The organism is Micromonospora sp. NBC_00860 (assembly GCF_045207375.1).
Classification (GTDB): Bacteria; Actinomycetota; Actinomycetes; order Mycobacteriales; family Micromonosporaceae; genus Micromonospora; species Micromonospora vinacea.
Genome location: NZ_CP108825.1, coordinates 1503989 through 1525855, shown reverse-complemented (window position 1 = coordinate 1525855; position 21867 = coordinate 1503989). Strand labels below are relative to the sequence as shown.

Below are 21867 nucleotides of genomic sequence, written 5' to 3'. Positions count from 1 at the left end.
CCGACTGGTCCTGCGTGGGCGGCGAGACCAGTGGCGGAAACCTGTGTCGATGAGCCGGCCGGGGGCGCCGCCGACGCGTCGCGTCTTCTGGGGTTCGTTCGCGACGACAGTGGTCGCGGGGTGACCCGGAGTGCCGCGTCGTGACGGCGTACGGGTTGCCGCGGACCCCTTCCAACCAGTTCGTGCCGAGTGGCGGGAGCCCCTTCATGACAAGACGTAGACCCATCCTTGGTCTTCTCGCGACGGCGGCGGCCGTCGTCGTGACCGTGAGCGCGGCGGCACTGGCCGGTGGCGTGAGCACCACCGCGTCGGCCGCGGACATCGGCGCGGCCGCGGCGACCGCCGGGTGCGGCAAGGCGCCCACGTTGACCAGCGGCCAACGGTCCATCCAGAGCAGCGGCCAGAACCGTAGTTTCATCCTGAGGATTCCCGACAACTACGACAGGAACCACGCCTACCGGCTGATCTTCGGATTCCACTGGAACGGCGGCACCGCCAACGACGTCGACGGCGGTGGGTCCGACGGGGCCGCCTGGTCCTACTACGGGCTGCGGCAGCAGGCGAACAACAGCACCATCTTCGTCGCCCCCCAGGGCAACGGCAACGGCTGGGCAAACCCCGGCGGCCAGGACGTCACCTTCGTCGACGACATGATCAGGGTGATCGAGGCAGACCTCTGTGTCGACACCACGCAACGCTTCGCGCTCGGCTTCAGCTACGGCGGGGGCATGAGCTACTCGCTGGCCTGTTCACGGCCAAGTGTCTTCCGCGCTGTCGCGGTCTACTCCGGCGGACAGCTCAGCGGGTGCAGCGGCGGCACCGAGCCGGTCGCGTACATGGGGATCCACGGCATCGGGGACGCGGTGCTCAACGTCTCCGCCGGACGGTCCCTGCGCGACAGGTTCGTGCGCAACAACGGGTGCACCGCACAGAGCCCACCCGAGCCGAGGGCGGGCAGCCTGACCCACATCACCACCACCTACTCCGGCTGCCGGTCCGGCTATCCGGTGGTCTGGGCCGCCTTCGACGGCGGGCACACCCCCGGGCCGGTGGACGGCGGCGGGGACAGCGGAGCCAGGACCTGGACCAAGGGCGAGGTGTGGAAGTTCTTCACCCAGTTCGGTAGCGGCACCGACCCCACGACGCCGCCACCGACCACCCCGCCACCGAGCGGCACGTCGGCCCTGCGCAGCACGTCCTCCGGACGGTGCCTCGACGTCAACGGCGCCTCGCAGGCCAACGGCGCGGCGGCGATCATCTGGGACTGCCACGGCCAGAGCAACCAGAGCTGGACCTCGACCGCCGCTCAGGAGCTGCGTGTCTTCGGCGGCAAGTGCCTCGACGTCAACGGCGCCGGCACCGCCAACGGCAGCTCGGTGATCATTTGGGACTGCAACGGCCAGTCCAACCAGAAATGGCGGCTCAACACCGACGGCTCGATCACCGGAGTTGGTTCGGGCCGGTGCCTGGACATGGTCGGCAACGGCACTGCCAACGGCACGCGCGTCCAGATCTGGGACTGCACCGGCGCGGCCAACCAACGATGGAGCCGGAGCTGAGCCCGGCGAGGTTCCCGCAGAGGGGACCGGCCCAACGGATGTTCCACCACCCACAAGGAGGCTCAGCCGTGCCACTTCGCAAACTTTCCGCCCCCTGGCTGGGGGCAGCCATGGCGGTCATGGTCCTGATCGCCGTCGGAACGTACGTCGTCACGACCGTCGCACCGGCGGCGGCGGCCACCACTGCCGGCTGCGGCAAGGCGCCCGGGCTGAACAGCGGCACCCACACCATCCAGAGCGGCGGGAAGAGCCGCAGCTTCATCCTTCGGCTGCCGGACAACTACAACAACACCTATGCACACCGGCTGGCCTTCGGGTACCACTGGTTGGGTGGCACCGCCAGTCAGGTCGCGGGTGGCGGCTCCGACGGAGCTGCGTGGGCCTACTACGGCATGCTCTCCCAGTCGAACAACACTACGATCTTCGTCGCCCCACAGGGCCTCAACAACGGCTGGGGCAACTCCAACGGTGAAGACGTCACCTTCACCGACGACATGATCCGCACGATCGACAACGCTCTCTGCGTCGACACCACCCAACGTTTCTCGGTCGGGTTCAGCTACGGCGGCGCGATGAGCTACTCGTTGGCGTGTTCCCGGCCGACGGTGTTCCGTGCGGTCGCGGCAATCGCGGCCCCGGGGGCGATCAGCGGATGCAGCGGCGGCACCCAGCCGGTGGCGTACCTGGGGATTCACGGCATCAACGACAACATTCCGAGCGGACGGTCGCTGCGCGACAGGTTCGTCCGCAACAACGGATGCGCCGCACAGAACCCACCCGAGCCGAGGGCGGGCAGCCTGACCCACATCACCACCGCCTACTCGGGCTGCCGGGCCGGCTATCCGGTGGTCTGGGCGGCGTTCGACGGCGGCCACCAGCAAGGCCCGGTGGACGGGTGTGCCGGCTGTGAGAGCGGCGCGCGGAGCTGGGTCAAGCAGGAGGTGTGGCGGTTCTTCACCCAGTTCGGGTCGGACGTGCCGCCCACCACTCCCCCGCCGACGACCCCGCCGGCCGGCCAGCAGAACGTGCTGATCGCGGGTAGCCAGTCCGGTCGGTGCATCGACGTCCCCAACTCCAGCACCAGCAACGGCGCACGCCCGCAACTGTGGGACTGTCACGGTGGCACCAACCAACGTTGGACCCACACCGCCAACCGCACCCTGACCGTCTACGGCAACAAGTGCCTGGACGCCAGCGGGGCGGGCAGCAGCAACGGCACGGCGGTCCTCATCTGGGACTGCAACGGCCAAGCCAACCAGCAGTGGAACCTGAACGCCAACGGCACCATCACCAGCGCCCAGTCGGGGCTGTGCCTCGACGCCGTCGCATCCGGCACGGCCAATGGCACGCAGCTGCACCTCTGGGCCTGCCACGGCGGGGCCAACCAGCAGTGGAGCACGCGCAACTAGCACGGCCCGCCAGGTCGGAGACGCGCCGCTCGGGTCCTGTCCCGAGCGGCGCGTCGCGTCAGGCGGTGGCAGCGGCGGAGACCGAGACGTGCGCGGTGACGATCCGCCAGCCGACGGGCAGGCGTACCCAGGTCTGGGTCTGCCGACCGGTGGCGGCGCTGCCGTCGTACCCGAATCGGGTTGTCACGACCGCCAGGTCCGGGCCGAACGTGGTGATGATCGGATCGACCAGCCGGCGACCGGGCGGCAGCGGTGGCTGCGCGGCACGCCACTTGCGCTGCTCGTCCAGCCCGTACTGATGGTCGGCGAGGCCGAACCGCACGGTGCGCTCGGAATCCCAGAAGTACCCGCAGATCCGGTCGGCGTCGCCGTCGGCCAGCGCCCGCTCGTAGTCGGCGAAGGCCGCCGCCACCTCGGCGACAACGTCCGTCCGGTCGATCTCCATGCGGTACGTCCCTTCGGTCCGTTCGGTCAGGGAACTCGCCGGCCCGGTCGGGAGCCGTGACGCTCCCGACCGGGCCGACCGGCTCAGCCGCTCAGCGCTGACGTCCGCTGCCCGTCGGCCGACGGGTCATTGGCGGGATCGGCCCGACCGGGCTCCCGTTCCGGTTCGACCTCCTCCGGGTCCGGTTCGCGGGGCGTGGGGCGGCCCAGCGCGAAGACCACACAGATCACCGCGACGAAGAGGTAGCCCAGTGCCACCTGACCGTTGGCGTTCCACTCGATCCGCTCGCCGTGGATCAGCCCGATGAACGACAGAAGCGCGCCGGAGCCGGCGAAGATCGCGGCCCGACCGAACCGTTTGTCGATGATGAAGACCACCACCGCGCCGAGCACCAGGCCGGCGAGGATCGCGCCCTGACCCAGCACCAGCAGCCCGTCGTAGATCACGCCGGCGCCGTTGAGCGCATCGTCGCCGACCGCCGCGGCGGTGGTACCGGCCGCCGCCAGGGTGTTGTCGATCTGCCCGGTGGCCCAGGCCGCGATGTTCGGGATCAGCGCGGCGACCACTGCCGCGGCGTGCGCCCTGGGGGTCGCCTGGAACGCCTGCGCCCCGATCAACAATCCGATGTAGAGCAGGATCGGCACGATCGCCGCCGTCGGGAAGATCGCGCCGAGCAGCCCGAACATGCCGAGGAAGCAGAGCAACGCGATCACCACACCGGTCGCCATCGAGTAGCCGCTGCGTCCACCGGCGGCCTTCCAGCCCGGGTGCCCGACGTAGACAGCGGGTGGGAACGGCGAGCCGAGCGCGGCCCCGATCACCGCACCCGCACCGTCGGCGAGCAGCACGCTGCGCAGGTTGTAGTTGTCCCCCGCGGTGGCCGCGCTCTCCACGTTCGTCATGCCCTCGGTGAAGTTGTAGACGCCGAGCGGGATCGCCGTCGCCAGCAGGGGCGCCATGTCGGCCAGCCCGGTGAAGAGCAGGTCCAGCTTGAACGAGGGGACGGCGATGGCGATGTCCCGGGCCGCAGCCGTGACGTCCGGCACCGACATCGCCCCGCCGGCCCAGCCGATCGCGGTGCCGAGCAGCAGCGCCGCGAGCCCGATCGGGAAGTTGAACGGCAACTTCACGTCGGTCAGCAGACCGATCAGCAGCAACGCGAAGACCGGCAGCGCGACCCAGGCCATCCGCCACATCTGCCCGGCCGGGTTCATCGAGATGAACGTGATGGAGATTCCGGCGAGGGTGCCGAGCAGCGCGGCCCGGGGCGCGTACCGGCGGATGTACGGCCCGACGAACGCGCCGATCAGCACGATCACGCCGATGATGAAGGCCCACGCCAGCCCGGCCTCCCAGGCGCGCACGGGATCCTGGGTGCGCAGGTAGATGGGGAGCATGATGACGAAGATGACGATGAACATGTGTGGCACGCTCGGCCCGTACGGCAGGGCCGTCACGTCGGCGCGGTTCTCCCGTCGGGCCAGCCGGCGGGCCAGGTAGGTGTAGTAGACGTTCCCGGCGACCAGGGCGATGCCGAGCGCCGGCAGGATGGTGCCGAACACCTCCCCCTCGGGAAGGTTCACCACGGCGAGGCAGAGCCCGGTCAGGGTGAGCACGTTGACCAGGACGTTGACGCCGAAACCGAAGAACGCGTTGGTGTCGCCGCGGACCCAGTACGGGAGCGGGGCGACTGTGGATTTGGTCGATGTCATGGCTGCTCCCGGTCAGGAGGAGGGCTGCAACACGGGGGTGGTGGGCAGCACGGCGCGTACCTGCGCCGAGTCGGCGACCCAGCCGAAGATGCCGCCCTGGGCGGCGATCATGTCGAGCCCGACCCGGTGGAAGTCGGGGAAGTAGGACCCGACGCAGTCGGCGAGCACGAGGCACTCGTACCCGCGGTCGTTGGCCTCCCGGACGGTGGTGTGCACGCACACCTCGGTGGTGACCCCGGTGACCAGGAGGCTGCGGATGCCCCGCTCGGTGAGCAGGACGTCCAGGTTGGTGGCGTGGAAGGCGCCCTTGCCGGGCTTGTCGATGACCGGCTCGTCGGGCAGCGGCGTCAGCTCGTCGATGATGTCGTGGCCGTACTCGCCACGGACCAGGATGCGGCCCTTGGGTCCGGGGTCACCGATCCGTTTGCTCGGCGCGCCCCGGCTGAGCTTGGCCGGCGGGCAGTCGGACAGGTCGGGCAGATGCCCCTCGCGGGTGTGCAGGATGCTCAGGCCGACGGCGCGGGCGTCGGCCAGCAGCGCCACGAGCGGCGCGATGGTCCGGCGCAACTGGCCGACGTCGTTGCCCAGGCTCTCACCGAACCCGCCGGGTTCCAGGAAGTCGCGCTGCATGTCGATGACGAGCAGCGCGGTGGTCGAGAGGTCGAAGGAGTACGGGCCGGGCCGCGCGGCGGCGATGGTCAACATGGGCGCACCTCACCTGGCCGTGGCGGCGATGACGTCGTCGGAGGTGGTGACGCAGCCGAAGACGCCACCCTGCATGGTGACCATGTGCAGTGCCGCGTCGTGGTTGGCCTTGTCGGTGGCGCCGGTGCAGTCGGAGAGGATCAGGCACTCGTATCCCCTGTCGTTCGCCTCGCGCATTGTGGTGTGCACGCAGACGTCGGTGGTGATGCCGGTGAGGATCAGGTGGGTGATGCCCCGGGTGCGGAGCACCAGGTCGAGGTTGGTGGCGTAGAAGGCGCCCTTGCCGGGCTTGTCGATGATCACCTCACCGGCCACCGGGGCCACCTCGGGCACGATCTCCCAGCCCGGCTCGCCCCTGACCAGGATCCGGCCGGCCGGGCCGGCGGCGCCGATCTCGGCGCCGATGCGCGCCGAACGCCACCGCTTGTTCGGCGGCAGGTCCGACAGCTGCGGGTCGTGCCCCTCCCGGGTGTGTACGACAAGCATCCCGAGCGATCGTGCGTGCTCCAGCAGCCGGGCAGTGGCCGGCAGGCCGGCCCGGGTGAGGCCGATGTCGTAACCCATCGCGTCGACGTAGCCGCCCGGTCCGCAGAAGTCGGTCTGCCAGTCGATGCAGAGCAGTGCGGTACGCGCGGTGTCCGCCGCGCCGTCGTAGGGCCACGGGTAGGGGTTGGCCGTTACCGGCCCGATGCTGCCCATCCTCTCGCCTCCTGTCGTGATCGCTGGTGCTGCCGCGTCAGCGCCGGGCCGCGGAACGGCGGTACGCCCGCCACCCGCCGCTGGCGCTGATGTCTTCGGCCGGCGGGCCCGCCGCATACGCTTCGCAGAGGAAACCGAGCACATCCCGCCCGTCGTGCAGCCGGACCCAGCCGACCGAGAGGGGGGCCGGCACGCCGGCCAGCAGCCCACCGAGCGCGGCGCTGGGCAGCCGCCACAGCTCCACCTCGATCGGGTGGCCCGGCGACCCGTCCGGGCCGGTCCGGACCAGGCCCGGCAGTCCGTCGCCGTCGGGGGTGTCCATCCGGTACAGCCGGTAGGCGGTGCGGTGCGGGCGGTGCCGGCGAGGACCGCGCCGTGCCCGAGCAACTCGCCGTTGCGGGACTCGCCGGTCAGGTGCCGGCCGACCACGGCGATCAGCAGTTCCGCCGTACGCTGGGGCGGCGGTGAGCCGGCCTCGACCGCGCCGGTCGGCGCACCGCCCTCGGTGAGGGTGGCGGCCAGCCGGGCCAGTGTGGTGTCGCTGAACGCCGGGCCGACCAGGGTCAGGCTCGCCGGGCGGCCGGAGTTGGTGAACCCGTTGGGTACGGTCACCGCGGCCAGGTCGAGCAGGTTCGCGAACTGGGTGTAGCGGCCGAGCATGGCGTTCCGCCCGATCGGGTCCTCGGCGATCTCGTCGAGAGTGAAGGTGGTGCCGACGGTGGGCACCACCAGCACGTCGATGTCCTGCCAGAGCTGCTCGACCTGCGCTCGCAGTTCGCGCAGGCGGTGCTGACCCCGGAAGGCGTCGATCGCGTCGTAGCGCCACCCGGTCTCGAGTACGGCCCGGGTCACCGCGAGGACCGACTCGGGGTGCGAGCGCAGGAAGCCGCCCAGGGCGACGAGCCGCTCGGCCACCCAGGGCCCCCGGTAGAGCAGGTCGCCCGCCTCGAAGAAGGCGCCGAGCGGCACCGACCGGGGGGACCCGACGAAGGTGCGCAGCCGTTCCACGCCCGCGGCGAAGCGGGTCTCCTGCCCGGTGTCGCCGAAGAACTCCAGGTCTTCCGCTCGGGGCACCCCGAGGCGGAGCGTCCCCGGCGGGCGGGGCGCGACCCGCTCGGCCGGGAACGGGCGTCCCCAGGGGTCTGCCGGGGTGACGGCACGGGCGGCGTGCAGGACGTCGAGGGCGCCGGCCACGTCGGGGGCGAAGACCGACACGCAGTCCAGTGAGCGGCAGGCGGGCACCACGCCGGCCGTGCTGAGCAGACCCCGGGTGGGCTTGAGGCCCACTATCCCGTTGAGAGCCGCCGGCACCCGGCCGGAGCCGGCGGTGTCCGTACCCAGGGCGAAGCTGACCTGGCCCGCGGCCACCGCGACCGCCGAGCCGGAGCTGGAGCCCCCGGAGATGAGGCCGCCGCCGAACACGCTCTGACAACTGCCGTACGGCGAGCGGGCGCCGGTCAGGCCGGTGGCGAACTGGTCGAGGTTGGTCTTGCCGACCAGTAGCGCGCCCGCGTCGAGGAGCCGCCGCACCACCGGTGCGTCCTCGGCGGCCAGGTACCCGAAGTCGGGGCAGCCCGCCGTGGTGACCATGCCGGCCACGTCGATGTTGTCCTTGACCGCGAAGGGGATCCCGTACAGCGGCAGCGCGGGATCACCGTGGCGGGTCAGCGATTCGGCGCGCTCACGGAGGCGCTCGGCCGGGACGGTGCTGATCCAGACCGGCCCGTCGTCGTGCCCGGCAAGCCCGTCCAGGACGCGTTCGGCGTGGTCCGCCGGGGTCAGGCCGCCCTCGCGGTACGCCGACCGAAGCTCCGCAATGGACTTCACTCGCTCTGGCATACAGTCGATTGTCGACTGTTCTGTTTCGGGAAACCGCGCGTCACGTAACGACGACATGACGGGGCGTGCCCACGGCTGACTCCAGCTAGCCGAGGTACGAACGCGCGCCGTGCCCAGAGAGCACGGCGAGCACCTCCTCCGGGTCTCCCCCGGCGACCGCCTCGAACAACCGCTCGTGCCGGTGGACCCCGTCCAGCGGCTGCGCCAGCTCCGCCTCCCGGCGCAGGTTGATCGCCATGTAGAGCTGGAGTTTCACCAGGATCGAGCCGTACACAGCGGAGAGCTGCCGGTTGCCGGCGAGCGCCACCAACGCGACGTGGAACTCCCGGTGCGACTCGGCGACCGCCATCCGGTCGCCGACCCGGGTCGCCTCCCTCAGCTGGTCCAGTGTCGCCCGCAACCCGGCGAGGTCGCTCTCCCGGCCGACGGGGATCCCCGCCCGCACCGAGAAGCGTTCCAGCACGTCACGCAGCTCGTACAGCTCCCGCACGTCGCGGTCCGACAGGGTGGCCACCCGGACCCCACGCCGGGGCACGTGCTCGACCAGCCCCTGCTGGGCCAGCAACCGCAGCGCCTCCCGCAACGGAGCCCGGCTGATCCCGAGCCGCCGCGTCAACTGCTCTTCCACCAGGCGCTCGCCCGGGTCGCTCTTGCCGCTGAGGATTTCCCGGGTCAGCCGGGAGACGGCGAGGTCCACCAGGCTGACGCTCTCCAGCTCACCATCCACCGTCGATGCGGCCACGTCGTCCACGCCGATGAGTCTGCCACCTGCCACCGGGCGGCCGGCGTGGGCGCGTCCTCCCTCGGCGGGGTCGGGTCGGCTGCGCGCGGCATCGGCTCAGCCTCCCTGGAGCACAGTCGGAGGGCTTCTCACCCCGAGCGGCGCAGCCCCAATCGAAAACGGGATCACCGACTCGCGTTGGTCACCGGGATATCCAGGTCTAGCCGGGTGCCGGTGACCGCCAGCAGGTAGGTGACGCACGGAGCCGCGGCGCGCAGGGCCAACGCGACCTCGGCAGACTCGGCCGCACGCTGTGTTCGCAGCAGGGCGCTGATGCCATGGGCGCTGAAGAAGGTCACCCCGGAGAGATCGAGCACCAGACGTGCGGGCCGCCGGGTGATCACGTGTTCGGCCAGCTCACTGATGAGATGAGCGGTGCTCATGTCGACCTCGCCGGAAACGACGATCAGTGGCGCATGCGGGTCATTGTTCAGGTCGAGCGTCATGATCGGTTTGGCGGGCCGAGCGTGCTGCCGAATGGGTTGAGCGTGCTGCCGAGTGGGTTGTTCGAGGATGGACATGACGCCTCCCGATCTGGTTCATCGGTGAGTCGGACCCTCCCGCGGCGACGAGGCGCGGGCGGCGGACCTGGGCGCATGTCTTGACCCGCGGACCACCCTACCCACGACGTGCGCTGCCGACACCCATCGCCGGGGACGAGTCCGATCCGACACTGATCGCGAAGATCCCGAAGAGGTACTACCCGTCCGGTTCGGTCCGCCGGCCCGGGGTAGGGCCACATGCTGGAAGGCGGTCGAGGCGAGGAGGCGACAGCGGCGGACCTGGTGGCGGCCCGGTTGGCCGGCTGGGGCGTGGGCCAGGTCTTCGGCTACCGGCCTCCGCGCCCCAGGCGCTCGTCGTCGCCGACTGATATCCCGGGTATCCTGGCGGGCCTGTAGTTCACATCCGCGTACCGGATGTGACGAACCAGCGTCGAGCAACCGGCGTTGGTCCCGGCTCCGCCCGGTTGGGGGTCCGTGCAGCGGTCCGCGTCACGCGGGCTGCCATCCGCGCGCCCACGCCATCCCGAGCTTCGATTCTCCATGGGCGCGCCGGCCGTGAGGACTCGGTGCCATGACCCACTCGCCGACGGACCCCGCCGACGCATTCGCCGAGCTCGGCCGCATCAAACTCGCTGAGACCAGCCTCGACGACGTTCTGCAGCGCGTCGCGGAACTGGCCAAACGGGTGCTGCCCGTGCCGGTCGAGGTCTCGGTCACGCTGGTTCGCGGCGGAACCGGGCACACCGCGGCGTTCACCCACGAGCTGGCTCTCGACCTGGACGAACGCCAGTACGCCCAGGGAAGCGGCCCGTGTCTGGCCGCCGCCGCCGGCGGCGACATCCTCTCCGTGCCCGACATCACCGCCGAGGATCGCTGGCCCGACTGGGCCGAACGCGGCCGCAAGGCGGGAGTCGGCAGTTCCGTGTCGATCGGCATGCCGATCCAGGAGGCGGTGGTCGGCGCGCTCAACGTCTATGCCCGCACCCCGCACGCCTTCGACGACGACACGGTCGCCGTGCTGGAGACCTTCGCCGCGTACGCCGCCGTCGCCCTGGCCAACGCCCAGCTCTACGAGAGCACAGCCAACCTCGCCCGCCAGATGCAGGACGCGATGGCCAGCCGTGCGGTCATCGAACAGGCGAAGGGCATCATCATGGCTGAACGCCGGTGCACCGCCACCGAAGCGTTCAACATCCTGGCGAAGGTGTCGCAGGACTCCAACCGCAAGCTCCGCGACGTGGCGCAGGCCCTGGTGGACGGGGCAGCCGGAGAAACCAGGCGCTGACCAGGGGCTTACCGCTCGGCGTCGGCGTCGGCGTCCGCCGCGCCATCGCCGTCGCGGGCCGCGTGGGACAGGTCCACGTCGGCGCCGGTCCGGGCGGCGTCCGCCTTCGCGTCGTCCGCGCCGACGATCTCCCCGGCAGGGCCGGTGTCCGCGCCGTCGTCGTCGATCAGCCGCCCGGCGTCGGCCAGTCCGATCGGTACGTACCTGGGATCGGTCATCTCGTCCTCCTCGGGGGTTTTCGCTCGTCCCCTACCGCTACCCCGAGGGGGTTTCCGTACACCCCGGCCCGCTACTCCTCCGGGACGCGCGGCCCGACCTCGCCCCTCTTCAGGTGCTCCGCGTTGCGGTCGGCCTCACTGTCCGCATTCGCGGTCCCGGAGCCAGGATCCGTCGTTCGGCGTCCCTCGGCGTCCTGGTACACCGCGCCGGTTTCGAGGGCTCTCTCCTGCTGACTCTGCTCAGGCGTGGTCATGAATTCCCACCTACCCTCCGGCTCCACCAGCAAACGGTCCCGCCGGCGCTGCCCGATCGGCACCTGTTTGGCCGGGACGCCATCAGCAGCCCGCGGCGTCGCCACGGCAGTGATCATGGCATCAGGCGACGCAGAACTCGTTGCCCTCGGGGTCCTGCATGACGACGTGCCCGAGGACGTCGCCGTACCACTCCTCGCGGACCACCGTCGCGCCAGCGGCAACCAGGTCGGGCACCTTCTGCCGGATCAACCGGGCGCGCTCGGCCATGTCCGTGGAGCCGGGACCGGCCACCCGGATGTCGATGTGCATACGGTTCTTGGCGGACTTTCCCTCGGGGACCTTCAGGAAGCTGATGGCAGGACCCCGACCGTCCGGGTCGACGACGGACGCGTTGTCGGGCTCGTCGAAACCGGGCTCCTTGACATAGCCGAGGGCCAACGCCCAGAAAGCGGCGATCCGCTGGGGATCGTCGGCATCGCATCCCAAGGTCCAGAGAGTGGCCACCCCGCCAACGTACGTCAGCTGTGACACCCCTGTCACCGACCCGACCGGGTGTTGCCCGGCTGACACCCGACGGCGTTGGGGCGTGGCATCAGGCACGGCGGTGGTGGCTCAGTGGCCACGGAACGCCTCCTCCAACCACCATGAGCCGCGCGCGGCGCAGACCTTGGCGTCGATCACCAGCGGCCGGGTACGGGGACCGGCGAGCCAGCGGCGTACCGGTGCGAGATCGTCGACGGTCCGGACGGTCATCCCGTCGCAGCCGTAACCGCGGGCGATCGCGGCCAGGTCGGAGTCGGGGAAGGTGACGGTCTCCAGCGGGTGCCCGTCCGGACCGAAGTGGTGCACCTCCGCGCCGTACGCCGCATCGTCGTAGATCACCACGAGCAGGGGTAGCGCCAGCCGAACGGCGGTGACCAGTTCGGTCGCGGACATGACAAAGCCGCCGTCGCCGACCGCGGCCACGGTGAGCCGGTCCGGGCGGGCGACAGCCGCGCCGAGCGCGCTGGCCAGGCCGAGCCCGACCGACTGGAACGCCTGGGTGAAGCAGAACCCGGCCACGTCCGGCACGTCGAGCCACATCGACGGGTAGCCCATGAAGTTGCCGGAGTCGACCACCACCGTCCGGTCGGGTGGCAGCAGGTCGTCCAGGGCGGCCGAGAGCGTCCTCGGGTCGATCGTCGCCGGCGCGCCGCCGCCCTCATCCTGGTACGGAACCGTCCGCCACCGGCCGTGGTCGCGAATCCGTCGGGCCAGTTCCGGCGTACGCCACCCGCCGTCGACGGACCCCGTGAAGTGGTCCCCCAACCGCCCGAGCACCGCCTCGGCGACCGCAGACACCTCGCCGGCCACCGTCAGGTCGACCGGGCGGTTGACCCCGAACGCGGCCGGGTCGTGGTCCACCTGGACGACGACGGCGGAGGGCGGGATCAGTTCGCCGTGCCGGGTGGTCCACATGTTCAGCGTGCTGCCCCACGCGACGACCAGATCCGCCGTGCCGATCAGCTCGGCGGCGAGTGGGGTGGCGAAGCCGCCGGCGACGTCGAGGTTCCACGGGTTCCCGGCGAACAGGCCCTTCGCGGCGGCCGATACCGCGAGCAGCGCGCCGCACGCGTCGGCGAGCCCGGTCAGCGGTTCTCGGGCTGCCCGGGCGCCCCGACCGGCGATGAAGACCGGTCGACGGGCGGCCTGGAGCGCGGCCAGCAACGGCTCGACCTGCGGAACGGTGGCCGGGGACGGCACGGCCGCCTGGACCGGGCCGGACCACGGTTCGGTCACGGCCTGCTGCACCTCCAACGGGAGGCCCAGCACCACCGTCGCGCCCCGGGCGGCAGCCCGGTACGCCGCGCCCGTGTCCTCGGCCGCGTGCGTCGCGCGTACCCGGTGGAAGTCGGCCCCGACCGCGGCGACGAGCGCCGGCAGGTCGATGAAGAAGTTCGACCGCGGCGCTGTCGCCTCCGGGGCCAGGACCACCATCGGGGTACGGCTTTTCGCGGCCTCGGTGAGGCCGGTCAGCGCGTTGGTGACACCCGGACCCTGGTGCACCGAGAGCAGTCCCACCGCCCCGGCGGTGCGGGCGTACCCGTCGGCCATGCTCGCCGCACCGCCCTCGTGGGCCGCCGCCACGAACCGGGCGCCGGCCGCGACAAGCGCGTTCGTGACATGGAAGTTGCCACTGCCGACCACCCCGAAGACGTGCCGTGCGCCGTGTCCGTACAGGACCCGCCCGACCACCTCGGCTACCCGCATCGGTGGTCCGGCCTACCGTTCGACCAGCGCGAGGACCCGGCACGGGCTGCCCGACCCCGAGACGATCGGCAGCGGTCCGGCGATCACCACCGCGCCGGTCGCCGGCAACAGGGCCAGGTTACGGAGCTGGGTCAGGCCGTACTTGTCCTGGCCGAGCAGGTACGAGTGGCACGGGAACGGCGGGTCGAACGAATGCGCGGCGCCCGCGTCGGTCCCGACCGTCTCCACCCCGACGCCCTGGATCGGTGACTCCTCGGCCAGCCAGCGGGCGCACTCCACGGAGATGCCCGGGGTACGCCCGGCGTTGGCGTACCGTTCCGGGTCGTCGCCGTAGGCGTCCCAGCCGGTGCGGTAGAGCAGCCAGCCACCGGTGGGCAGGGCGCCATGTTCCGCTTCCCACGCCTTGACGTGCTCGACCTCCAGCAGGAAGTCACTGTCGTCGGCGGCGTCGGAGGCGTGGTCGATCACCACCGCCGGGGCGATCAGCTGGCTCACCGGGACCTGCGACACGTCGGCGCCCTGTTGGCCGGTGACCCAGTGCACCGGGGCGTCGAAGTGGGTGCCGGTGTGCTCGCCGGTGGAGAAGTTGTTCCAGTACCAGGCCGGGCCTCGGTCGTCGTACCGGCTGATCTCGCTGAGCCGGAACGGCCAGGTCTGGCCGAACTGCTCGGGCAGACCCAGGATCGGGGTCTGGTCCGAGAGCGGAGCGGTGAGGTCGACAACCTGGATCCGGCCGCTGGAAAGAGCGGCGACAAACTCCTGGAGCACCGTCATGCGGCGACGGTACACCCGCTCATGTTCCATGATGGACCATCGAACGGAGCCACTTGGCGAGGCCTCCGTGCCGCTGCCACGAACCAGCGTATGGCTGCCACCGTTGCCTGCCGGCCTTCTCGGTCGACCACTGACGGCTATCCGAGGCGGCGGCTGCGTGCCGCGATGCGGATGGTGGTGCCTACGGGTCCGCTGTCGACGAGGAGGTAGTCGGCCATCTGCCCCACCACCCACAAGCCCATTCCTCCCGTACCGGACAGAGGCGGTCGCTCGGCGCACGGAACGTAGCGAGCGGCGTTGAAGCCCAGCCCCTGGTCAGTGACTTCACAGGTGAGCTGACCGTCCAGGAGCAGGCGTAGCCAACCTGCCCCTCCCCCGTGCCGGATCACGTTGATCATGAGTTCGTTGACAGCGATGACCCAGTTCTCGATCTCGTCGTGGTCGAGGCCGCATTGGCGACCGACGACCTCGACCTCGTGTCGGACGCGGCTGAGGTCGGCGAGGGTGAACGACGTCGAGAACAGGGGCTTGCTGGCGGTGGGGACGTGGTGGCCGAGCGGTGGGTCACCCACTGCTTCCCCTCCCTGTCGGACGTGGAGCCGGTGGCACGAGGGAGGATAGCGCTCCGCAACGGGTTCACCCGGCGACCATTGCATCGATGTGACATGGGAAGGTACCCCACGCCGACGGCACGACACTGTTGATCTCGCTCCTGACGTGCCATCGGCCGCGTGTCGGCGTCTAGGCTGCCTGGGTGCCCGATGCCGAACTGGTGACGAACGACGAGCGGCTGAGACGTATCGAGGCGATCACCGACGCCGCCCTGTCAGGGCTCAACATCGCCGAGTTGCTCGACGAGCTACTCGAACGGGTCCGGGACCTACTGAAGGTCGATACCGCCACCATCCTCCTGCTGGACGACCACACCGGCGAGCTCGTCGCGACCGCGGCCAAGGGCCTGGAGGAGGAGGTGCGCCGCGGGTTCCGTATCCGGGTCGGACGCGGCTTCGCCGGCCGAGTGGCGGCGACACGCGCCCCGGTCACGATCCACAACGTGACGCCCGACGACGTGGTGAATCCGATCCTGCTCGCCACGGGCATCCGTGCCCTGCTGGGCGTGCCCATGATTGCCAACGGCAACCTCGTCGGCGTACTGCACGTCGGCTCCCTGGCAATGCGGCGGTTCGGGCCCGACGACGTGCAGCTGTTGCAGCTCGTCGCCGATCGTGCCAGCTTGGCGGGTCAGGCCCGAGTGCAGGTCCTCGACCGGCAGGCTGCGCTGGCCCTGCAACACAGCCTGCTGCCCGGCCGGCTACCCGACATTCCCGGCCTGGACCTTGCCGCCCGGTACGTGCCCGGCCACGACCTGGGCATCGGCGGCGACTGGTACGACGTGTTCACGTTGCCCTCGGGCTGGCTGGGCGCGGTCATCGGTGACGTCTCCGGCCATGGGCTGCCTTCCGCCGTCGTCATGGGACGCATCCGCAGCGCGCTACGCGCCTACGCGCTCGATTCCGACGATCCCGCCCAGGCGCTGACCTCCCTCGACCGCAAGATCCACCACTTCGAAGCGGGCACCCTCACCACCGCCGTCTACGCCCTGATCACACCCGACCGCACGAGGGTGCACCTCTCCTCCGCAGGCCATCTACCACCGCTGCTGGCTGTCCCCGGTCATCCCACCCAGCCAGTCAACCTGACGGTGGACCGGCCACTCGGTGTGGGCCGACCATCAACCAATCGACGCACCACGGTTCTGGACCTACCGCCGGGCGCAGCGCTCGTCTTCTACACCGACGGACTCATCGAACGCCGCAGCGAACTGATCGACACCGGCATCGAGCGCCTCGCCGATGCCGTGCAGTCCGGGCCAGCCGAAGCGTTGTGCGACCACATCATGGCCACCACCGCGGAGGAGCACCCTGTCGACGACATCGCTCTGCTGGTCATCCGCCGGCAACCACCGTCGGACTGAGCCTCCGGGCAACCGCTGGGCCGCGACCGGTTTCCCGTCGGCGAGTTGATCATGGCTCGGCGGTGGCTGCTGGCCTGGTCCGCAGCCGCGCCGGCCCGAGCAGGTCGCACAGCGACGACCAGAAACCGCGGCACCGGCACGCGGGCTGCGGTGGGTGCCGCTCCAGCACCGGCAGACTGAGCCGCCGCTCAACCCAGCTTGGTCGACGGATGGCCATCACGAGCGCAGCCGTCGAGCGACACTCCGCACTGGTTGGCGTTGCCTGAAGCTGACAGGGTGGGATCTGGTCCGGGCGAAGGAGCGTTAGAGTCGCCCAATGGCGATCTTCCGGGTCGACGAGGTGAGCCCCGCGACCGTGCGCCTGCCCACCCGGCCGCTCAACGAACTGTTCGATGACGCGTTGGTGATTGGCGGCGATCCGGCGATGCCGGTGCTCGTGCCCGACGGAGTGCATCCGCTGCTCGACGCCGTCGGCCGGGCGTTCGCCGACCATCGCCCGCTGGTGTTGTCTCCGGACGCGGTGTGGTTGACCATCGCGCAGGGGGTCGCGCAACACATCCGGCTGCACGCCGAGGAGTTGCGCCCCCGCTTGGTGAGTCACGCCGGCCATAAGCGGCTCACCGTCACCGTCGATGGGCAGATGCCGCAGGACGCCGCTTCCTGGCAGGACCTGGTGGCGTCCTTCCATGAACTGCTCGCGGCCGAGATCACCGACGCGGACCTGTTCGAGTGCGACTTTTCCACCAGCACTGACGTCGACCGGATCGCGGGACGAGTTGCCCTGCTCGACGCCTACTCGCCGTACTTCTCGCTCTGGCTGGTATGCGTGTGCGGAATCCCGTCGATCACGCTGACCGGCGACGTGGCGGACTGGCAGAAGATTCGCGCGCGGGTGGACGCGCTCGCCGGGTTCGGCCTGCAGAAGTGGTGCGGCTCGCTCGGGCCGATCGCCGACCAGTTCGTCCGCGCCGCGGCAGGGGACGAGGACGTGGCGTTCTGGCGGCGCATCTACAACCCGGTCGACGCGTACGGCGGTGACGTGGTCACCGGCTGGGCCGCGCGCCTGTACCCGTACCTTCGCGGTGAGGGCATGTTCGACCGGCCGAACCCGCTGCTGGAGCTGCCCATCGACGAGCCTCGCGACGCGACAGTCGACGGACGCGGCTTCTACCACGGTCCCGGCCTCCGCACCGATCAGGTCCCCGCGACGTTGTCACGGGTGACAGTGAACGTCAACGATCTGGTGGCGGGCGAGAACCGGGCGGTCGCCCTGCACGCCGGCCTGGTCGGCGTCGCGCAGGACGACAACGGTGGACTGCGGCCCATTGCCGGCTGGTACCTCGCGCCGAGCGCGGTGGAGATCGACGACGTCATCGACCGGATGGTGCGCGACCACGAGACCACACCGCCCCAGCCCGTACGCCTGTTGAACGCGCCCGCCGAGGTCGTGGCGCTCTACCAGCGCATCGGTGCCGCCACCCTGTTCGGCGCATGGCGGCTACTGCCGGCCGCCGAGCACCGCTGGATCTACCGCGACGACGACGAGCGGTCACTCCTGCCGATCATCGACCTCGCCGATGGCCGAAAGATCTGTGCTGCCGTCGACTACGCAACGCAGTCGACCCACTGGATCCTCTGCCGAGCCGAGGAAGTGACGGCCGCACAGTCGGAGGAGTTCGACGCGCTCGTCCGCCTGATCGACGAGCCCGCCGACGTTCCCGTGTACGGCACCTCGCTCGCGCAGCTGCTCGACGCCGCCCTCGACTCCGAAGGCGACATCTCCCACCTGGAAACCGGCCGACTCCACCAGCTCGACCGGCCCAGCGGTTGATCCAGGAGTACGCCCGGTCGACAGAATGCTCTCAGACCCCGGCCGCTGGCGCGCGCGTCCGGACGGGACGATCGGTGAGGCCCGCGACGAGCAGCAGGTACGCGGTCAGTTCGACCACCGCCGTGAGCGCCGGCATCGGTTGCGGTAGGGACAGCGTGGGCGTGATGGCATGCCACGCGAACCGGGCGTTGTCCCTGCCGACGGAGCGGGGCATCGGGACCATGCCAATGCACGTGTCCATCAGAGGCAGTGCGGTGAGGGCCAGCAACGCCGCGCCGATCGAGGCGAGCCGTCGGCCGTGGCCGGCGAGCGCCGCGACCTGAGGAGAGGCACCCATGATGCGGACGTTTCTGCAGTCGGATGATTTGCACGATCTGGTGGCGGAGCAGTTCGGCTCCACGAGCCGGCTTACCGACCTGGAGCGGCTGACCGGTGGCAGCAAGAAGGGCGTCTACCGGCTTGGTCTCGACGATCAGAAGACCGTGATTCTGTATGTGTGGGCAGCGGGCGAGAATTACTGGCCGCCGTCGCCGACGGTCCCGGATGACCCGTTCACCGACGCGTCGGGCGCGGAACTCTTCGCAGCCAACCACGCGGTACTCGTCGCCGCTGGTGTGCGCGTGCCGCGACTGATCATGCTCGACCGCGACGGCCGCTACCTCGACGCTGACATGGCGCTGCTCGAAGACGCCGGCGCGCTACGGCTCGAGACCCTCATGGAACGCGATCCCGCTGCGGCCGCCGCGCCGCTGTCGATTCTCGGCGACGCCCTGCGCCGTATGCACACCACCTTCGACCCACGCTATGGCAGGCTCGCGGCCATCGCCCAGGGCGAGGCGTCCCAGACTCGACGCACCGAGGACATCATCGTGGACCGGGCGCTCGGCCACCTCGACGCAGCAGCAGCCCGCGACCCCAGGCTGTCTGCTGCGCAGCAGAGGATTGCCGCCCACCTGCATCACCTCCATGGCAGGGTCGCGCCACGGCGGGAGTACGCGCTGGTGCACGGTGAACTCGGACCGGATCACGTACTCGTCACACCGGCCGGCGAGCCGGTGATGATCGACATCGAAGGGCTGTCCTACTTCGACGTCGAATGGGAGCACGCCTGGCTGCAGATGCGCTTCGGCGAGGCGTATCCGGCGCTGCGTCCGGTCGATCTGGACGCGGACAGGTTGGAGCTCTACCGGTACGCGCAGGTGCTGTCGCTGATCGAGGGTCCACTGCGCATCGCGGACACCGACTTCCCGGACCGACGATGGATGCGCGACCTCGCCGAGCGGAACATCGCCAAGGCACTCGCCGCGATCTGATGCCTCCGGCTGTGCGGTCAGACCAGTCGGCGGCGGACCCACCAGAGGGAGAACAGGGCCAGCACGACGGTCAGCGCGATCAGCACGCCGAACTCCCGCCATTGCAGGGTCCAGAACTTCGAGCCGGGCACGTAGCTCACCTTCAGGCTGAGGTTCTGCTCCCCCAGCCATCTCTGGCACGCATCGCGCCCGCCGAGCGCCCTCGGCCCGCACTGGGTCATATCGGCCGGACCGGTGAACTCCGCTCCGGTCGAGGTGATCGTGGTGCTCGACACGACCCAGTCACCCCTGCGGTCGGGCTCGACATGGACCATCATCCGCCCGGTGTCGGGGCTCATCGAGATCCCGAAATCACCGTCGAACCGTAGGGGGCTGACCGTGGTGATCGGCTGAGCCAGCCAGGGGCGGATCGCGAACGGAGCGGCGATCTGGAGGCCGACGACCACCAGGAGGGTCACCGCCATCGCGGCGAGGGTCCGCCGCAGCAGCAGTCCGGTGGCGACACCCACCACGAAGGCCAGCGTCGCGTAGCCAACCGGGACGATCCCCCGGGCCGCGAACACCAGCGGGTTCATCCGGTCCGCCGAGGCCCCGTCGATCGGCTGCGCCCACTCGCTCAGCACCAGGCTGAGCACGCCGGCACCGAGCGCGGCGGCACCGCCACCGACCGCGAGTTTGACCAGCAGCCAGCGGTCGCGGCTGACGGACTGGCTGAAGACCATGCGGTACGTGCCGGTCTCCAACTCCCGGGCCACCAACGGCGCACCCCAGAAGATGCCTACCAGGGCGGGCAGCAGGTACAGGGCGCCGATGGCGGCGATGTGGAACTCACTGGCCCACCCCGGTTGCAGGGCCTGGAGGAATGCCTCGCCGGCGGCGAGGCAGGCGTCGCCCTGGCAGCCGGTGTACCCGGTCTGCGTGGCCAGCTCCGTCACCTCGGCCCAGGTCAGCGCCAGACCGCCCAGGAGCAGCAGCAACAGGGTGCCGGTGGCCAGGGCCGGGGTGCGAAACTGCCGCCAGGTCATCCAGATCATCGCTGTCCCTCCAGAACCCGATCCGGCCCGTCGCCGGTGGCACCGCTCATGTACGCCAACACGATGTCCTCCAGGTCCAGCCGGTCGACCTGCCACGTCGGGTCGACGATCGGCGCGGTGCTGCGCACCACCAGGGTCGACTGCACATCGGTGTGGCTCTGCTCGACCAGGGCTCGCCCGGCGCCCAGGTCGGCGGTGTCGCGCCGCTGCCCGACCAGGCGGTGGTGGGTGGCGAGCAGGTCGTCCACGTCACCGGCCACCCGCACCCGAGAGGCGACCAGCACAATCAGGTAGTCGCAGACCCGTTCCAGGTCGGCGACCAGGTGTGAGGACATCACGATGCTCATGCCCTGCTCGGCGGTCAGCTCCATCAGCCCCTGCAGGAAGTTGCGTCGGGCGAGCGGGTCGAGTGCCGCCACCGGCTCGTCGAGCAGCAGCAGATTGGGGCGCTTCGCCGCGGCGACGGTCAGGGCCAGTTGGGCGCGCTGGCCACCGGAGAGCTTGCCCGCCTTCTGTGCCGGGTCCAGGCCGACCTGGGCGATCCGCCGCTCGGCGAGCGCACCGTCCCAGGACGGGTTCAGGTGTGCACCCATCCGGAGGTGGTCGGCGACGGTCAGGCCGGCGTAGACCGGTGTGTCCTGTGCGACGAACCCGACCTGCGGCGACCCGCTGACCGGCCGCGCGCCGAGCACCTCGATCCGCCCCGAGGTCGGATCGAGCAGCCCACAGGCCAGTTGCAGCAGCGTGGACTTACCGGCGCCGTTCGGCCCGACCAGGCCCACGACGTGGCCGGCCGGAATGTCCAGAGTGCAGTCCTTCAGTGCGGAGCGCCGCCCGTACCGCTTGGTCAGACCGTCTGTGATCAGCGCGCTAGTCATGCTCGGGCCTCCGAAAACGCGCGAAAGCTGCTGAGGAAGAGCGCCTCGATGCTCTCGTCGTCCAGGCCGGCCTCCCGTGCCTCGGTCAGCCAGCGCGCGAGGTCCTGCCGCAGCGGTTCGTGCTTGCTCAGCGAGTCGCCGCCCAGCGTGCGGGTGACGAACGTGCCCAGTCCTGGCCGGGCGGTGACCAGGCCCTCGTACTCCAGCTCGCGGTATGCCTTGGACACCGTGTTCGGGTTGATCGCGACCCGGGCCACCACCTCCTTGACGGTGGGCAGCTTGTCGCCTTCCTTCAGGACCCCGAGCCGGAGTGCGTGCCGTACCTGTCGGATGAGCTGCATGTACGGCGCAACCCCGGACCGTGCGTCCAGGTGAAACTCGATCACCTCGCCACCCCATTCC

Annotated in this window: 23 protein-coding genes and 1 pseudogene; 6 read left to right on the top strand and 18 right to left on the bottom strand. The window is 70.4% G+C overall.

Annotation, left to right across the window (positions count from 1 at the left end; genetic code table 11):
• Positions 1-206 precede the first annotated feature (206 nt).
• Both OH804_RS06850 and OH804_RS06845 read left to right on the top strand, forming a co-directional pair.
• Positions 207-1559 carry a ricin-type beta-trefoil lectin domain protein gene (locus tag OH804_RS06850; protein WP_406063596.1) on the top strand — a complete coding sequence of 451 codons (1353 nt, stop codon included), beginning with the start codon at positions 207-209 and terminating at the stop codon, positions 1557-1559.
• 119 nt (positions 1560-1678) lie between these two features.
• Positions 1679-2968 carry a ricin-type beta-trefoil lectin domain protein gene (locus OH804_RS06845; RefSeq protein WP_406066465.1) on the top strand — a complete coding sequence of 430 codons (1290 nt, stop codon included), beginning with the start codon at positions 1679-1681 and terminating at the stop codon, positions 2966-2968.
• A gap of 58 nt (positions 2969-3026) precedes the next feature.
• Here OH804_RS06845 and OH804_RS06840 read toward each other — a convergent pair whose 3' ends face one another.
• The 8 genes and pseudogenes from OH804_RS06840 to OH804_RS06805 all read right to left on the bottom strand — a co-directional run bounded on the left by OH804_RS06840 (position 3027) and on the right by OH804_RS06805 (position 9670).
• Positions 3027-3413, bottom strand: a complete 387-nt coding sequence (locus tag OH804_RS06840) for an AtzH-like domain-containing protein (protein ID WP_406063594.1) — start codon at positions 3411-3413, stop codon at positions 3027-3029.
• A gap of 83 nt (positions 3414-3496) precedes the next feature.
• On the bottom strand, positions 3497-5125 hold the full coding sequence (locus tag OH804_RS06835) for a regulator (protein ID WP_406063593.1): 1629 nt from the start codon (positions 5123-5125) through the stop codon (positions 3497-3499).
• A 12-nt stretch (positions 5126-5137) separates the two neighbouring features.
• Positions 5138-5830, bottom strand: a complete 693-nt coding sequence (locus OH804_RS06830; RefSeq protein ID WP_406063591.1) for a cysteine hydrolase family protein — start codon at positions 5828-5830, stop codon at positions 5138-5140.
• Positions 5831-5839: 9 nt separating this feature from the next.
• Positions 5840-6529, bottom strand: a complete 690-nt coding sequence (locus OH804_RS06825) for a cysteine hydrolase family protein (protein ID WP_406066463.1) — start codon at positions 6527-6529, stop codon at positions 5840-5842.
• Positions 6530-6566: 37 nt separating this feature from the next.
• Positions 6567-6851: a hypothetical protein gene (locus OH804_RS06820; RefSeq protein WP_406066461.1), complete on the bottom strand. Its 285-nt coding sequence runs from the start codon at positions 6849-6851 to the stop codon at positions 6567-6569.
• 77 nt (positions 6852-6928) lie between these two features.
• A pseudogene (gene atzF, locus OH804_RS06815) lies at positions 6929-8368 on the bottom strand (allophanate hydrolase); the annotation flags it as partial.
• 85 nt (positions 8369-8453) lie between these two features.
• Complete coding sequence (locus tag OH804_RS06810) at positions 8454-9119, bottom strand: GntR family transcriptional regulator (protein WP_196923925.1); 666 nt, start codon at positions 9117-9119, stop codon at positions 8454-8456.
• A 155-nt stretch (positions 9120-9274) separates the two neighbouring features.
• On the bottom strand, positions 9275-9670 hold the full coding sequence (locus OH804_RS06805; RefSeq protein ID WP_196923926.1) for an STAS domain-containing protein: 396 nt from the start codon (positions 9668-9670) through the stop codon (positions 9275-9277).
• A gap of 553 nt (positions 9671-10223) precedes the next feature.
• Between OH804_RS06805 and OH804_RS06800 the strand changes: the two genes are divergently transcribed.
• Positions 10224-10937: a GAF and ANTAR domain-containing protein gene (locus OH804_RS06800; RefSeq protein WP_196923927.1), complete on the top strand. Its 714-nt coding sequence runs from the start codon at positions 10224-10226 to the stop codon at positions 10935-10937.
• Positions 10938-10945: 8 nt separating this feature from the next.
• Here OH804_RS06800 and OH804_RS06795 read toward each other — a convergent pair whose 3' ends face one another.
• The 6 genes from OH804_RS06795 to OH804_RS06770 form a co-directional block, all read right to left on the bottom strand.
• Positions 10946-11155 carry a hypothetical protein gene (locus tag OH804_RS06795; RefSeq protein WP_196923928.1) on the bottom strand — a complete coding sequence of 70 codons (210 nt, stop codon included), beginning with the start codon at positions 11153-11155 and terminating at the stop codon, positions 10946-10948.
• A 71-nt stretch (positions 11156-11226) separates the two neighbouring features.
• Positions 11227-11526, bottom strand: coding sequence for a hypothetical protein (locus OH804_RS06790; RefSeq protein WP_406063588.1), 300 nt, complete (start codon positions 11524-11526; stop codon positions 11227-11229).
• A 4-nt stretch (positions 11527-11530) separates the two neighbouring features.
• Positions 11531-11914 (bottom strand): VOC family protein, encoded by a 384-nt coding sequence (locus OH804_RS06785; RefSeq protein ID WP_406063586.1) that lies wholly within the window; start codon positions 11912-11914, stop codon positions 11531-11533.
• Between the two features lie 108 nt (positions 11915-12022).
• Positions 12023-13660, bottom strand: a complete 1638-nt coding sequence (locus OH804_RS06780; RefSeq protein WP_406063584.1) for a thiamine pyrophosphate-binding protein — start codon at positions 13658-13660, stop codon at positions 12023-12025.
• A 12-nt stretch (positions 13661-13672) separates the two neighbouring features.
• Positions 13673-14434, bottom strand: a complete 762-nt coding sequence (locus OH804_RS06775; protein ID WP_406063582.1) for a cyclase family protein — start codon at positions 14432-14434, stop codon at positions 13673-13675.
• Between the two features lie 137 nt (positions 14435-14571).
• Positions 14572-15006 carry an ATP-binding protein gene (locus OH804_RS06770; protein WP_406063580.1) on the bottom strand — a complete coding sequence of 145 codons (435 nt, stop codon included), beginning with the start codon at positions 15004-15006 and terminating at the stop codon, positions 14572-14574.
• Between the two features lie 182 nt (positions 15007-15188).
• Between OH804_RS06770 and OH804_RS06765 the strand changes: the two genes are divergently transcribed.
• Complete coding sequence (locus OH804_RS06765; protein WP_406063578.1) at positions 15189-16409, top strand: PP2C family protein-serine/threonine phosphatase; 1221 nt, start codon at positions 15189-15191, stop codon at positions 16407-16409.
• 316 nt (positions 16410-16725) lie between these two features.
• Positions 16726-18240: a DUF4419 domain-containing protein gene (locus OH804_RS06760; RefSeq protein ID WP_406063576.1), complete on the top strand. Its 1515-nt coding sequence runs from the start codon at positions 16726-16728 to the stop codon at positions 18238-18240.
• Between the two features lie 31 nt (positions 18241-18271).
• Here the strand turns inward: OH804_RS06760 and OH804_RS06755 are convergent, their stop codons facing one another.
• The gene (locus tag OH804_RS06755; RefSeq protein WP_406063574.1) at positions 18272-18577 is read right to left on the bottom strand and encodes a hypothetical protein; all 306 of its coding nucleotides are present in this window, start codon (positions 18575-18577) and stop codon (positions 18272-18274) included.
• Between OH804_RS06755 and OH804_RS06750 the strand changes: the two genes are divergently transcribed.
• A complete protein-coding gene (locus tag OH804_RS06750; protein ID WP_406063572.1) occupies positions 18576-19553 on the top strand; it encodes a phosphotransferase family protein in 978 nt (325 codons plus the stop codon). The genes OH804_RS06755 and OH804_RS06750 overlap by 2 nt on opposite strands.
• Before the next feature lie 17 nt (positions 19554-19570).
• Here the strand turns inward: OH804_RS06750 and OH804_RS06745 are convergent, their stop codons facing one another.
• The 3 genes from OH804_RS06745 to OH804_RS06735 are packed head-to-tail and all read right to left on the bottom strand — an operon-like array spanning position 19571 to position 21851.
• Entirely contained in the window at positions 19571-20587 is a 1017-nt protein-coding gene (locus tag OH804_RS06745) for a hypothetical protein (RefSeq protein ID WP_406063570.1), read from the bottom strand.
• Positions 20584-21465 carry an ABC transporter ATP-binding protein gene (locus OH804_RS06740; protein WP_196923938.1) on the bottom strand — a complete coding sequence of 294 codons (882 nt, stop codon included), beginning with the start codon at positions 21463-21465 and terminating at the stop codon, positions 20584-20586. Before OH804_RS06740 ends, OH804_RS06745 begins: the two co-directional genes overlap by 4 nt.
• On the bottom strand, positions 21462-21851 hold the full coding sequence (locus OH804_RS06735) for a GntR family transcriptional regulator (protein ID WP_196923939.1): 390 nt from the start codon (positions 21849-21851) through the stop codon (positions 21462-21464). Before OH804_RS06735 ends, OH804_RS06740 begins: the two co-directional genes overlap by 4 nt.
• Positions 21852-21867: the final 16 nt, after the last annotated feature.

Excerpts from the sequence above, each read along its gene's own strand:
- OH804_RS06790 (WP_406063588.1), bottom strand. The coding sequence starts at position 11,526 with ATGATCACTGCCGTGGCGACGCCGCGGGCTGCTGATGGCGTCCCGGCC.
- OH804_RS06835 (WP_406063593.1), bottom strand. The coding sequence starts at position 5,125 with ATGACATCGACCAAATCCACAGTCGCCCCGCTCCCGTACTGGGTCCGC.
- OH804_RS06800 (WP_196923927.1), top strand. The coding sequence starts at position 10,224 with ATGACCCACTCGCCGACGGACCCCGCCGACGCATTCGCCGAGCTCGGC.
- OH804_RS06845 (WP_406066465.1), top strand. The coding sequence starts at position 1,679 with ATGGTCCTGATCGCCGTCGGAACGTACGTCGTCACGACCGTCGCACCG.
- OH804_RS06825 (WP_406066463.1), bottom strand. The coding sequence starts at position 6,529 with ATGGGCAGCATCGGGCCGGTAACGGCCAACCCCTACCCGTGGCCCTAC.
- OH804_RS06795 (WP_196923928.1), bottom strand. The coding sequence starts at position 11,155 with ATGACCGATCCCAGGTACGTACCGATCGGACTGGCCGACGCCGGGCGG.
- OH804_RS06840 (WP_406063594.1), bottom strand. The coding sequence starts at position 3,413 with ATGGAGATCGACCGGACGGACGTTGTCGCCGAGGTGGCGGCGGCCTTC.
- OH804_RS06830 (WP_406063591.1), bottom strand. The coding sequence starts at position 5,830 with ATGTTGACCATCGCCGCCGCGCGGCCCGGCCCGTACTCCTTCGACCTC.
- OH804_RS06805 (WP_196923926.1), bottom strand. The coding sequence starts at position 9,670 with ATGTCCATCCTCGAACAACCCACTCGGCAGCACGCTCAACCCATTCGG.
- OH804_RS06850 (WP_406063596.1), top strand. The coding sequence starts at position 207 with ATGACAAGACGTAGACCCATCCTTGGTCTTCTCGCGACGGCGGCGGCC.
- OH804_RS06775 (WP_406063582.1), bottom strand. The coding sequence starts at position 14,434 with ATGACGGTGCTCCAGGAGTTTGTCGCCGCTCTTTCCAGCGGCCGGATC.
- OH804_RS06820 (WP_406066461.1), bottom strand. The coding sequence starts at position 6,851 with ATGGACACCCCCGACGGCGACGGACTGCCGGGCCTGGTCCGGACCGGC.
- OH804_RS06745 (WP_406063570.1), bottom strand. The coding sequence starts at position 20,587 with ATGATCTGGATGACCTGGCGGCAGTTTCGCACCCCGGCCCTGGCCACC.
- OH804_RS06755 (WP_406063574.1), bottom strand. The coding sequence starts at position 18,577 with ATGGGTGCCTCTCCTCAGGTCGCGGCGCTCGCCGGCCACGGCCGACGG.
- OH804_RS06740 (WP_196923938.1), bottom strand. The coding sequence starts at position 21,465 with ATGACTAGCGCGCTGATCACAGACGGTCTGACCAAGCGGTACGGGCGG.
- OH804_RS06760 (WP_406063576.1), top strand. The coding sequence starts at position 16,726 with ATGGCGATCTTCCGGGTCGACGAGGTGAGCCCCGCGACCGTGCGCCTG.
- OH804_RS06780 (WP_406063584.1), bottom strand. The coding sequence starts at position 13,660 with ATGCGGGTAGCCGAGGTGGTCGGGCGGGTCCTGTACGGACACGGCGCA.
- OH804_RS06750 (WP_406063572.1), top strand. The coding sequence starts at position 18,576 with ATGATGCGGACGTTTCTGCAGTCGGATGATTTGCACGATCTGGTGGCG.